This is a genomic window from Pseudomonas rhizosphaerae, from assembly GCF_000761155.1.
In the GTDB taxonomy this organism is placed as follows: Bacteria; Pseudomonadota; Gammaproteobacteria; order Pseudomonadales; family Pseudomonadaceae; genus Aquipseudomonas; species Aquipseudomonas rhizosphaerae.
The window spans coordinates 2,696,397-2,708,890 of record NZ_CP009533.1; the positions used below are offsets into that span (position 1 = coordinate 2,696,397).

Consider the following 12,494-nt stretch of genomic DNA (forward strand, 5'->3'; position numbering starts at 1 on the left):
ACCGTTGGCGTCAGAAGGATGACCGTTGATCGCTGCATGCCTCAGCATGCAGCGATATGGCGAGTACTCACGCAATTTAAGTGTCGACCCAGAGTCCGACCGGTAGGCGTAGTGCTAATCTCACAGTGATGTCAAAATGACATTGTGTGACAGGAGGTCGCCGCTCCCCGTCGTCCTTGCTTGGGTCCTTCACATGCTCGCAGCTGTCCCTGATAAAAATACATCGCACACCGCTCTACAAGGTCTGGTTCAGGCAGCAGCGGCCATCACTCAGTGTTGCGGTGGTCTGCTCATCGAAGGTGCGCCTGGCGCGTGGCGCGTGACGGCGGCCTATGGCACGACCCGCGAAGTGCCCGTGGACGCGGCCACCGAGTCCTGGCTGCGCATGCTGATGTCCTACGGGGACGTGGTCGACATCGGCGACGGTTCGCCTTTCATCCATTCGGTCCCGGATTTTCTCGGCTCCCTGGCAGACACCTACCGCGTGTGCATCGCCGTCAAGGACCACACCGACGCCCTCGCCGGTATCGTCCTGTTGGCACAGACGCCACCGTTCAAGTTGCTCAGCGCCGCGCAGATCTACGCCCTCAAGACCCACTCGGTCGCCCTCTATCACGCCGCGCCCTTGGCCCCGGTACGCAATGGCCCCGAAGGCGTGATCGAGCGGTTGCGCCTGCTGGAATCGGTCGTCGTGCATGCCAAGGACGCTATCCTGATCACCGAGGCCGAGCCCATCGACCTGCCCGGCCCGCGCATCGTCTACTGCAATCCGGCGTTCCTGGAGACCACCGGGTTCAGTCTCGAAGAGATCGTCGGAAAGACGCCACGCATCCTGCAGTGCGAGGAAACCGATCGCAGTACCCTGGACCAGATCCGCAGTGCGCTGTCGAAATGGCAACCGGTGGAAGTCGAACTGATCAACACACGCCGCGACGGCACCCGCTTCTGGGTCCAGTTGAGCATCGTGCCCGTGGCCAACGAAAAAGGCTGGTTCACGCATTGGGTGTCTGTGCAACGTGACATCACCGAACGCAAGGAAGCCGAACAGAGCCTCAAGCAAGCTCAGATCGACCGCGAGGAACAGGTAGCCCTGCGCTCCCGCCTGGTGGAACGCGAACGCATCCAGGAAGAGCTGACCTACGCTGCCTTCCACGACGACCTGACCCGACTGAAGAACCGCGCCTATTTCATGGCGCAGATTCAGGAAGTCTTCAACCTGGCCCAAGCGGAACGCGAAGCGGCCGTGTTGTACATGGACCTGGATCGTTTCAAATACATCAATGACGGCATGGGCCACCGGGCTGGCGATATTCTTTTGCAGATCGTGGCGCAGCGGCTCCAATCCTGCCTGACCGGCAATGCCGTGCTCGCGCGTATCGGTGGCGATGAATTCGCCATCCTGCATACCGGCGATGCCTCCAAGCAGGCCGCCGTCGACACGGCGCGGCGCGTGATCCAGGCGCTCGGCGTGGCCGTCGAGGTCGAGGGCCAGGCGATCTTCACTTCGTGCAGTGTCGGCATCGTCACACTCGATGCCGCGCACACCAGCGCCGAGGACCTGGTCCGCGATGCCGACGTCGCCATGTACGCCGCAAAAAAACAGGGCCAGGGCAAGTGGGCGCTGTTCGACCTGTCCATGCGCCAGGCGGCGGTCGACCTGCTGTTGATGCGCAACGCACTCAAGCATGCCCTGGCGCGCGAAGAGTTCTACCTGGTCTACCAGCCCATCTTCGCCGCACGCTCGCGCCGCATCGAAGGAGTCGAAGCACTCGTGCGCTGGCAGCACCCGGTACTGGGCAACGTACCGCCCGACGTATTCATCGCCGTGGCGGAAGACATCGGTATCATTCACGAAATGGGTCGTTGGGTCATGCAGACGGCCTGTGCCGAGATCAAGCGCTGGAACGCTGACCCTGCCTCCACACTGCGGCTCAACGTCAACGTCTCGGGTGCTGAACTCAACCACGTGGGCTTTGTGGCGAAGGTTGCGGAAATCCTGCAGGGTACGTCGTTCAGCGCACACGACCTGCAGATCGAGATCACCGAATCGGTCTTCCTCAACGAACCGGAAACCGTAGCCATCGCCCTTGCCGACCTGCGCGAATTGGGCGTGCGCATTGCACTTGACGACTTCGGCACCGGCTACAGCTCGCTGGGGTACATCGACCGCTATCCCATTGACTCGATCAAGATCGATCGCTCGTTCGTTACCCGCATGATGACCCACCGGCGCACCATCGCGATCGTCACCAGCATCCTGTCCCTGGGCAGCGCGCTGGATGTCGACATCGTCGCCGAAGGCGTGGAAACCCAGGACCAATTGGACCGGCTGCAAGCATTGGGCTGCCCGTTCGTCCAGGGTTACCTGCTCAGCCCGCCGCTGCGGGGCGAGGAAATGAAGCAGTTGCTGGCAGCGCGCAACGAGAACTGAAAGCTGCCGCGCGCCTGATCACACCCGGCGCGCGGCGGCGAAGGCATGTTCGGAGGTGGATAGCTTTTGAAGACGCATCGAGGCTAAGCTGCGCGCTCTACGGAAGGAGTCTGGAATGAAAACACTGTCTGCACTATTGATCCTGGGCGTACTGAGCGGCTGCGCCTCCTACAGCGACCGGGGCACCGGCGAAGGCGGCCGCGAGATCGGCAGCAAAGGCTACACGGTGCGCTGTGACGCAACGCCCGCCAATCAACCTGGCTGCTATTCTCCGCCGCCCTCCTATTCGTGGAACTTCATGAAAAACTTCCACTTCAAGCTCGGGCAGAATTGATACGCAAGATCGGCCGCCTTCATGGCTTCCAGCGACCACCCTCTACGATGACCAGATTGGGATCGGTGTCCGCTGGCAAGTCCTTGCGTACGTACTGGTCATAAAGCTTGAGCAGGGCTTTCTCTTCACCCAGCTTGGCCAATTCGTCGTTCACCCAATCGCGCAGCTCGGTGTTGCCCTTCTTCACGGCCGGTGCGATAGGCGCTTCATCGCCCAGCTTCTGGGCAAGTACGCGGTAGCCGGGGTTCTGCTTGGCCCAATTGAACGGCACCAGGTTGTCCTGGGCATAGGCGTCGCCGCGGCCGCTGGCCAGGGCTTGCAGTGATTCGGAGTTCTTTTCGAACTTCAGCAACTTCCAGTCCGGGTGGTTCTTGGTCAACCACAGATCGGCCGTCGTGCCGGTGGTGACGATGGTGGTCTTGTCGGCCAGGTCATCGAGCTTCTGGACGCTGCTGCCATCGGCCACCAATGCTTGCACGGCCACCCGCAGGTTGGGATTGGTGAAGTCCACCGCCTGGCTGCGCTCGGGTGTCACGGTCATGTTGGCCAGGATCAGGTCGACCTTGTCGCTTTGCAGAAACGGTATGCGGCTGGCGGGCTCGACGCTGACGAACTCGATTTTCTTCTCGTCACCCAGCAGGTCCTTGGCGAAGCGCTTGCCCAGGTCGGTGTCGAACCCGACGTATTCACCTTGCTCGTTGACGAAACCAAAGGGCGGCTTGTCGCTGAACACCCCGATGATCAGCTTGTCGCGGGCCTTGATGGTTTCCAGATAGCTGGTGGCAGGCTTCGCCGTCGTAGCTGGGGTGGTGGCCTTGGGTTCGGTCGGTTTGTCGCAACCGGCCAGCAGTCCAAGGGCGAGTACGGGTAGAACCAGGGCAGATTTGAAGTTCACGATGCTTTCCTTTTCGGCATGTTTTCTACGTAGGAAAACCTTTCCAGAAACTGCTGCGCGCGTGCGGTCTGCGGGGCGCTGAAGAAGGTTTCGGGATCGTTCTGTTCCGCGATACGGCCGCGGTCCATGAACAGAATGCGGTCGGCCACCGCCCGGGCGAAGGCCATTTCGTGGGTAACGATGAGCATGGTCATACCGCCCTGCGCCAGATCGAGGATCACCTCCAGGACCTCCTTGACCATTTCTGGATCCAGCGCGGCGGTGACTTCGTCGAACAGCATGACCTTGGGGTTCATGCAAAGCGCCCGCACAATGGCGATTCGCTGCTGCTGGCCGCCCGACAGCTCCCGGGGATAGGCGTTGGCGCGCTCGGCCAGGCCAACCCGAGCCAGCAGCGCCTCGGCCTGCTGCCGCGCCTCCCGGGCATCGCGCTTCTGTACCTGCAGTGGCCCCAGCAGCACGTTCTGCAACACGGTCATGTGCGGAAACAGGTGATAGCTCTGGAACACCATGCCGATCTGCTGACGCACCCGGCGCCAGTCGGCATTGGCTAGCAGCAACTGCCCATCGAAAGTGAAGGTACCGCTGTGACCCAGCTCCAGGCCGTTCAGGCAGCGCAGCAAGGTACTCTTGCCACACCCGCTGGGGCCAAGAATCACCACCACTTCGCCTTCGCTCACGCGCAGATCGATGTCGGTCAACACTGATGTGTCGGCGAATTTCTTGCTGAAGCTTGCGAGTTCGATCAATGCGCTCATGCGTGATTCCAGCGCCGTTCGAGCACGCGGGAGGCGGCCGACAGCGGATAGCAAACGATAAAGAAGAAGACGAACAGAAAGCCGTAGATCAGCACCGACTCGTAGGTGCGCTCGATGATCTGCTGGCCGACCTTGGTGATGTCGACAACGCCGATCAGTACCGCCAGCGAGCTGGTCTTGAGCAAACGGGTGCAGACGTTGATGACCGGCGGGGTAAGGCGCTTGAGCGCCTGGGGCAACAATACCCGGCCGTACAACTGGCCCAGGCCCAGGCCGATGGCCAGTCCCGCTTCGCGCTGCCCGCGAGGTATGGAGCGCAGCGCACCACGCACGACTTCGCCAATCTCACTGGCGCCCCACAGCGATAGCACCAGCACTGCGCACCAGAACGCAGGCAAGCTGACGCCGAAGAAGATCGGCAGGCCGAAGAAGAACAGGTACAACCAGACCAGTACCGGAATGGCACGAAACAGCTCCAGGTAAATCCTCAGCGGTACGTCCAGCCAGCGTTTGCCCAGGCTGCGCAGCACGCCATAGAGCAGGCCGCCGATACTGCTAAACAGGATCGCCAGTGCGGAAATACCCAAGGTGCGACCGGCCCCGGTGAGCAGTTGCGGTGCCGATGCCCAGAGCAACTCAAGACCCGAACTGGCCATGTTGGAGCCTCCTTTCCAGCAGACCCAGCAGCAACGACAGTGGCAAGAACAACAGCACACACAACCCGGTCATCACTGTCAGCATCTCGTAGGTCTTGTAATACAGGGCGATATAGCTCTTGGTGGTGTAGAGAATTTCCGGCACGGCAACGGCCGACACCACCGTGGTCTCCTTGAGCAGGAACACGAAGTTGGCGAACAGCGCAGGCAAGCTGAGAATGCCTGCCTGGGGCAGCACCACATGACGCAACAACTGCCAGCGCGACAGACCGATGGACAGCCCCGACTCGATCTGCGCCTTCGGCACCGCTTCGATACCGGCGCGCAGGATCTCGGTCAGGTACGCCCCGCCCATGAACGTCATGGCGATGACGGCGGCCGCGAAACCGGAAATACGCACGCCCAGGGCGGGCAAGGCGAAATAGATGAAGAACAGCTGAATGAGCAACGGCGTGTTCCGCGCGAGCTCGACGTACAACGGCACGAGCCGATGCAGCACTGGGACCCGGAACGTGGCGATGGCCGCGTTGACCACCGCGACGGCGAGTGAGCTCAGGATGGCGATCAAGCCAACTTGCAAAGTGACCCCCACGGCCCGCACAAAAGCGGGAATCGTGGACAACGCGAACACGTAGTCGAAGGTCATCGGTCGACCTCCAGATGTCTCGAAATAGATAAAGCGAACATCGGAAAGCGCCTGCATCTGGCTTGCGGTCGCTGAGTGTAATCGACCGTTTCTGATCCAATTAATACTGAATAAACATAAGCTTAGACAATGATCGTCAAGCAGCTCTTGCGTGGCAAGGTTGACCGTTGCGTTCGCCGCTGGCGCTTGTGCTGACAGTTCAAGAAGGGGCGATGCAAGGCGCCCTGCCCCTCGGGTCGAGCATCAAGGAGGTCTAGCTTTCCAGCAGACTTTTGCAACAAAACATGAATAATAACCATTCCCATTTGTTACAGTCCTGTTTGCGCTGATCGTCGAGACGGAAGCGCGGCCTGATTTCATCCTTCAGGCAAACAACGTTGAACGCACAGGAGCCCTCATGCCGGCAAAAAAAATCTTTGCCTATCACCCGCTGACACTGGCGATTCTACTCAGTGGCCTGCCACTGAGCGCGGCCTACGCCGCCGACAGCGCCAGCGCCGCCACATCCAACGCCACGCTGGAGCTGCAGGAAATCACCATCGATGCCCAGGCCCTGGAGAACCCAACTGGCCAGACCCGCGGGCCCGTGGCGACTCGCAGCACCAGCGCTAGCAAGACCGACTCGGCGATCAAGGATATTCCGCAGTCGATTTCGGTCATTACCCGCGACGAGATGGACAACCGCAAGACCGACACCTTGGCCGAGGCCTTGAGCTATACGCCAGGCGTGATCGCGCAGCCAGGCGGGTTCAGCCGTGTAGCCGACGACTTCGTGATCCGTGGCTTCAACGTGGGTTCAGGCACCGGCGGCATTCTGCGCGACGGGATGAAACTGCAAGGCAGCGTGTATGACGGCGGCATCGAGCCCTACGGCCTGGAGCGCGTGGAAGTGGTCAAGGGCGCGTCTTCGGTGCTGTACGGACAACTGTCGCCGGGCGGTCTGCTCAACACCATCACCAAGCGCCCGACCGACACGCCGCTGCATGAAGTCAACGTCGAGTACGGCAGCCATGCGCGCAAACAGTACAGCTTCGACCTGGGCGGCCCGATCGACGACGCCGGACAGTTCTCCTATCGCCTCACCGGCCTGTGGCGCGACAGCGGCACCCAGACCACCGATACCGACGACGACCGCCGCTACATCGCACCGGCCTTCACCTGGCGTCCGAACGACAGCACCTCCCTGACGGTCCTGGCCAACTACCAGGAAACCCGTACCGGCTTTGCAACACCGTTGGATTTCGACCTGACCACCTCGTCCAGCACACGCTACCCCAAGGTCGACCGCGACCTGTTCACCGGCGAGCGCGGCTTCGATCACTACAACAACTACTCGACCAGCCTCGGCTACCTGTTCGGACACGACTTCACCCCCGACCTGAAAATCCGCCACTCGCTCCGCCACTTCGAGGCGGACCTGAGCTGGGACTACATGCAGGTCGCCGATACCGGCAGCGCCGCCCTGCGCAACCGAGGCCAGCTGGCGCGCCGACCTAGCATCCGCCGCGAGCGCTCCGAAGGCTGGACCAGCGACAACAACGTGCAATGGACCCTCGACAGCGGCCGCTGGCAGCACACCCTGCTGGCGGGCGTGGACTACTACCACAAGACCTACGACTCCCATCGCTTCGCCGGCGCCAACTCCATTTTCAACCCGGCCAACCCGGTGTATGGCGTGCCGACCAACGCCACAACTGCCAATACCGGCTCGGATCTGCACAGCGCCCAGGCCGGGGTCTACCTGCAAGACCAGATCAAGTTCGACGACAAGTGGATTCTGCTGCTGGGCGGTCGCCAGGACTGGGCCGAAAGCCGCACCTATAACTTCGCCAGCGGCGCCCGTACGCCACGCGATGACAAGAAAGCCACCGGCCGTGTCGGCCTGGTCTACCAGGCGGACAACGGCCTGGCGCCGTATGTCAGCTGGAGCCAGTCGTTCCTGCCGGCCAACGTCTTCAACGCCAACGCCAACACCTCGTTCGATCCGACCGAGGGCGAGCAGTACGAGATCGGCGTGCGCTACACCCCGCCCGGTACCACGGCGCTGCTGAGCGCCGCGGTCTACGACCTCAAGCAGAAAAACTCGCTGAGCACCGACCTCACCGGCAACACCGTGCAGTTCGGCGAAACCCGCGCGCGGGGTGTGGAGCTTGAGGCCAAAGCGGAGATCACCGCGCACCTGAGCGCCACTGCATCGTACACCTACACCGACGCGAAGATCACAGACGATGCCGTGTCTTCCCGCGTAGGCACCCGCATCGATGGCGTCCCCTACCACATGGCCAGCCTGTGGACCGACTACCGCCTGACGACCCTGGGCCTGCCCCAGATCGTGGTCGGCGGCGGCGCCCGCTACATGGGTACCAGCCGCACGTCCAGTTCGGACACCAACGAGAAGGTGTCCGCCTACACCCTGTTCGACGCGAAAGTGACCTATGAAGTCGACAGGAACTGGACCGTGGCCATGAAGGCGCAGAACCTGGCCAACGAGAAGTACCTGTTCTGCAACGTCTCATGCCGCTACGGCGACGAGCGAGCGTTGATCGGTTCGGTCAACTATCGCTGGTGAGGGTCGCTTGGGGACATGACCTGAAGAAATGCCTATGCGAACCGAGAACCCCCGTCTTCGAGGCCAGGCAAGCCGGATAGTGCAGGCTAGCTGGGGTTCAGCTGGGCCTTGAGGCGGTCGCGGAAGCTCTGGATCAGGGGTTCGCGCGAGCGACCGCGGCGCAGGGCCAGGGTGAAGGGGGCTTGGTAACCGAAGGTGGTCGGCAGTAGCACTTTCAGTCGTTTCTGATCCACCCACTGCTGCGCGTGGTGCTCCGGTAGGTAGCCGATGTAGGCGCCGGACAGCACCAGAATCAGTTGCGCCTCCATCGATTCCACCGTTGCGGCGCTGTGCTTGAAGCCGTGGCGGGCCAGTTCGGCCTGGCTCCAGTAGCCACGGCCAACCATGCGCTGCTGAGTGATCACTTCGGCAGGAATCCGTCGCTGGTCGTAAAGCGGATGCCGGTCGCTGCAGTACAGCCAGTGCTGCTCGCGGTGCAGCGCCTGATAGACCAACCCATTGGTGCGCACAGAGAAGGCACCGATGGCAAGATCCAGACGATTCTCCAGCACGCCCAGCTGCAGCTCGGCGGGGCTGAGCACCGCCAGGTGCAGGTGCACGGCAGGGTGTTCCTCGCTGTAGGCACCGATCACCTCGGCCAGCGGCAAGGCCGGGTCGCTGACGGTGGAGTCCAGCACGCCGAGGTTCAGGGTGCCGCGCAGCTCGCCTTTGAGCGCTGCGGAATAACGCTCGAAGCCTTCTAGCTCGGCCAGCAGTCGCAAGGTTTCCTGATGGAATAGTTCACCTTTGCTGGTCAGGCTGAAACCGCCCCGTCCCCGGTGACAGAGGACGATACCGAGCAGCGCCTCCAACTGGCTCATGTAGGTGCTGATCGCCGAAGTGGAGAGGTTCAGCTCCTGCTGAGCGGCCGCGAAACCCTGATTGCGTACAACACAGGCGAAGATGCGCAGCAGTTTGAGATCGGGCAAGGCGGACGTCATGCACAGGCTCCGGCAGATTCATCGAAGCGGCCAGTCTACCGCCGATAGTTTAGAAATCTCTGAACTGATTATTTGTCCACAGGGATTTGTCGTACACCCTTCCCTGAACAGAATCGCCTCACGAAAACCACAAGAAAGAGTGAGGCCCACCGTGGACAACGTTCTCCACCAGCCCTTGGGCGGTAACGAAATGCCCCGTTTCGGCGGAATCGCCACCATGCTGCGGCTGCCCCACGTGCAGACGCCTGAAGAGCTGAACAAGCTGGACGCCGCCTTCATTGGCATTCCCCTCGATATCGGTACCTCGCTGCGCTCAGGTACCCGCTTCGGGCCTCGGCAGATCCGCGCCGAGTCCGTGATGATCCGCCCCTACAACATGGCCACCGGCGCCGCGCCCTTCGACTCCCTGAACGTGGCAGACATCGGCGATGTAGCCATCAACACCTTCAATCTGCTGGATACGGTGCGCATCATCGAAGCGCACTACGACGCCGTGCTCGAACAGGGCATCATCCCCCTGACCCTCGGTGGCGACCACACCCTGACCCTACCGATTCTGCGGGCCATGAAGAAGAAGTACGGCAAAGTCGGCCTGGTCCACGTCGACGCCCATGCCGACGTCAACGATCACATGTTCGGCGAAAAGATCGCCCATGGCACCACCTTCCGCCGCGCCCAGGAGGAAGGCTTGCTCGACAGCGGGCGCGTGGTGCAGATCGGCCTGCGTGCCCAGGGCTACACCGCCGACGACTTCAACTGGAGCCGCCGTCAGGGCTTTCGCGTGGTGCAGGCCGAAGAATGCTGGCACCAGTCGCTGGCACCGCTGATGGAAGAAGTACGCGCCAAGGTCGACGGTGGCCCGGTGTACCTCTCCTTTGACATCGACGGCATAGACCCGGCCTGGGCGCCCGGCACCGGAACCCCCGAAGTCGGCGGGTTGACCACTATCCAGGCGCTCGAGATCATCCGTGGCTGCCAGGGTCTGAACCTGATCGGCTGCGATCTGGTCGAGGTGTCACCGCCCTACGATACCACCGGTAATACCGCACTGCTCGGTGCCAACCTGCTTTACGAAATGCTCTGCGTGCTGCCCGGCGTGGTGCGCCGATGAGCCGCGCGGCCGAGGTGCGCGCGGCCGTTGCCGAGCTGGTCGATGCTTTTGCCAGTAACGACACAGCGCGCTACTTCGCGTGCTTCAGCGAGGACGCCATCTTCGTTTTCCACACCCTGGCCCAGCCGCTGCAGTCCCGTAAGGCCTATCAGACGCTGTGGCAACAATGGCAGGCGGAGGGTTTCGTGGTGCTCAATTGTAGCTCCAGCAATGCCCACGTCAGCCTTCAGAGTGAAGTGGCTATCTTCATCCATGACGTCGCTACGCACCTGCGGGTGGGCGGAGAAGAACTGCACTTGAGCGAACGGGAAACCATCGTGCTTCGTCGCGAAGAAGAGCGCTGGCTGGCTTGCCACGAGCATTTGTCTGCCTTAAGCGCCAGCTGAAAACAAACGGACACCAGCGAGCCATCCGAAGCTCGCTGTGCCCGATACACCCTTTCGGGTTTGGAGCCCTGTCGGCTCCACGCGGCCTCGCCGCACTGCCAATGCACCGCCACCCGATGACTGTCGGGGGGTGAATAACGGGGTCAGCGTGCCTGCGCCGCCCTAATAAAAATCGTGACAGGCGCTGGAGAAACACATGAGCCAATCGACGCGTATCGAAACCTTCGGTGTCGAACAAATTCCCGACAACCAACGCGGCGCAACCCCCATCGATCTGTTCCGTCTGATCTTCGGCGGCGCAAACACTTTCGCCACGGCGGTACTGGGCAGCTTTCCGGTGCTATTCGGCCTGTCGTTCCAGGCCGGTGTGTGGGCGATCATCCTCGGCGTAGCGGTAGGCGGAGTGATTCTCGCGCCCATGGGCCTGTTCGGCGCACTGAACGGCACCAACAATGCCGTATCCTCCGGTGCTCATTTTGGCGTGCACGGGCGCATCGTCGGCTCCTTCCTATCGCTGCTCACCGCCGTGGCCTTCTTCTCGCTGTCGGTGTGGAGTTCCGGCGACGCTTTGGTCGGCGGCGCCAAACGGCTGATAGGCCTGCCCGAAACCAACCTGACCCTGGGCCTGGCTTACGGACTGTTCGCAGTATTGGTGTTGGTGGTGTGCATCTACGGTTTCCGCTTCATGCTGTGGGTCAACAAGATCGCAGTGTGGGCGTCGAGCCTGCTGTTCCTGCTCGGCCTCTTCGCCTTCGCCGGGCCCTTCGATGCGGGCTATGCCGGTGCTGTCAGCTTCGAACAACCGGGCTTCTGGGCTGCGTTCATCGGCGCCGCGCTGCTGGCAATGAGCAACCCGGTGTCCTTCGGCGCCTTTCTCGGCGACTGGTCGCGCTACATTCCGCGGCACACGCCCAAGCGGCGCATCATGCTGGCTGTGCTCGCCGCCCAGGTCGGCACCTTGATTCCCTTCCTGTTCGGCCTGTGTACCGCAACGCTTGTGGCCACCCAAACGCCGCAGTACATCGAAGCCAATAATTACGTCGGCGGCCTGCTGGCTATTTCGCCGACCTGGTTCTTCCTGCCGGTGTGCCTGATCGCCGTGATCGGTGGCATGTCCACCGGCACCACGGCGCTCTATGGCACTGGCCTGGATATGTCGAGCCTTTTCCCACGATTGATGAGCCGCGCGGCCGCCACCCTGCTGATCGGCGTGGTGGCCATCGCCTTTATCTTCATCGGCCGCTTTTCCTTCAACTTGGTGCAGAGCGTATCGACCTTTGCCGTGCTGATCGTCACCTGCACCAGCCCGTGGATGGTGATCATGATCCTCGGCCTGATCGTGCGGCGCGGCTTCTATCACCCCGATGACTTGCAAGTGTTCACCCGCGGCGAGCGTGGTGGTCGTTACTGGTTCCAGCACGGCTGGAACTGGCGCGGCCTCGGCGCATGGATTCCTAGCGCGGCAGTAGGCCTGTGCTTCGTCAACCTGCCTGGCCAGTTCGTCGGCCCCATGGGCGAGCTGGCGGGTGGCATCGACGTTAGCCTGCCGATCACACTGAGCATGGCGGCCATGCTCTACCTCGCCCTGCTCCATCTGTTCCCCGAGCCGGCCAGCGTCTATGGCTCCGCCGGCCCGCGCTGGATACGTCTGAAAAGCGACGCTGCGCCCGCCCTGAACGATGCCAGAATCGCCTGAGCGCGCCCTATCGCTTCGCACACCGGGCGCCA

General features: G+C 62.0%; 11 protein-coding genes. 6 read left to right on the forward strand and 5 right to left on the reverse strand.

Annotated elements, in window-relative coordinates; genetic code table 11:
• The first annotated feature begins 193 nt into the window (after positions 1-193).
• Positions 194-2,431 carry a sensor domain-containing protein gene (locus LT40_RS11960; protein WP_052393415.1) on the forward strand — a complete coding sequence of 746 codons (2,238 nt, stop codon included), beginning with the start codon at positions 194-196 and terminating at the stop codon, positions 2,429-2,431.
• Positions 2,432-2,546: 115 nt separating this feature from the next.
• A complete protein-coding gene (locus LT40_RS11965; protein ID WP_043190324.1) occupies positions 2,547-2,765 on the forward strand; it encodes a hypothetical protein in 219 nt (72 codons plus the stop codon).
• A 19-nt stretch (positions 2,766-2,784) separates the two neighbouring features.
• Here the strand turns inward: LT40_RS11965 and LT40_RS11970 are convergent, their stop codons facing one another.
• The 4 genes from LT40_RS11970 to LT40_RS11985 are packed head-to-tail and all read right to left on the reverse strand — an operon-like array spanning position 2,785 to position 5,720.
• Positions 2,785-3,660, reverse strand: coding sequence for a transporter substrate-binding domain-containing protein (locus LT40_RS11970; RefSeq protein ID WP_043190326.1), 876 nt, complete (start codon positions 3,658-3,660; stop codon positions 2,785-2,787).
• On the reverse strand, positions 3,657-4,418 hold the full coding sequence (locus LT40_RS11975) for an amino acid ABC transporter ATP-binding protein (RefSeq protein ID WP_043190329.1): 762 nt from the start codon (positions 4,416-4,418) through the stop codon (positions 3,657-3,659). Before LT40_RS11975 ends, LT40_RS11970 begins: the two co-directional genes overlap by 4 nt.
• Entirely contained in the window at positions 4,415-5,074 is a 660-nt protein-coding gene (locus LT40_RS11980; RefSeq protein ID WP_043190332.1) for an amino acid ABC transporter permease, read from the reverse strand. Before LT40_RS11980 ends, LT40_RS11975 begins: the two co-directional genes overlap by 4 nt.
• Positions 5,055-5,720: an amino acid ABC transporter permease gene (locus tag LT40_RS11985; RefSeq protein ID WP_043190336.1), complete on the reverse strand. Its 666-nt coding sequence runs from the start codon at positions 5,718-5,720 to the stop codon at positions 5,055-5,057. The genes LT40_RS11980 and LT40_RS11985 overlap by 20 nt, the downstream gene beginning before the upstream one ends.
• A gap of 397 nt (positions 5,721-6,117) precedes the next feature.
• On the opposite strand from LT40_RS11985, the gene LT40_RS11990 reads away from it, so the two are divergent.
• Positions 6,118-8,289 (forward strand): TonB-dependent siderophore receptor, encoded by a 2,172-nt coding sequence (locus LT40_RS11990; RefSeq protein ID WP_043190338.1) that lies wholly within the window; start codon positions 6,118-6,120, stop codon positions 8,287-8,289.
• Between the two features lie 86 nt (positions 8,290-8,375).
• On the opposite strand, the gene LT40_RS11995 is transcribed toward LT40_RS11990, so the two are convergent.
• Positions 8,376-9,269, reverse strand: a complete 894-nt coding sequence (locus tag LT40_RS11995; RefSeq protein WP_043190340.1) for a LysR family transcriptional regulator — start codon at positions 9,267-9,269, stop codon at positions 8,376-8,378.
• Between the two features lie 151 nt (positions 9,270-9,420).
• Between LT40_RS11995 and speB the strand changes: the two genes are divergently transcribed.
• The 3 genes from speB to LT40_RS12010 all read left to right on the forward strand — a co-directional run bounded on the left by speB (position 9,421) and on the right by LT40_RS12010 (position 12,462).
• A complete protein-coding gene (speB, locus tag LT40_RS12000) occupies positions 9,421-10,380 on the forward strand; it encodes an agmatinase (RefSeq protein WP_043190342.1) in 960 nt (319 codons plus the stop codon).
• Positions 10,377-10,766, forward strand: coding sequence for a YybH family protein (locus LT40_RS12005; protein ID WP_043190345.1), 390 nt, complete (start codon positions 10,377-10,379; stop codon positions 10,764-10,766). The genes speB and LT40_RS12005 overlap by 4 nt, the downstream gene beginning before the upstream one ends.
• Positions 10,767-10,962: 196 nt before the next feature.
• Positions 10,963-12,462, forward strand: coding sequence for a purine-cytosine permease family protein (locus tag LT40_RS12010; protein WP_043190349.1), 1,500 nt, complete (start codon positions 10,963-10,965; stop codon positions 12,460-12,462).
• Positions 12,463-12,494 lie beyond the last annotated feature (32 nt).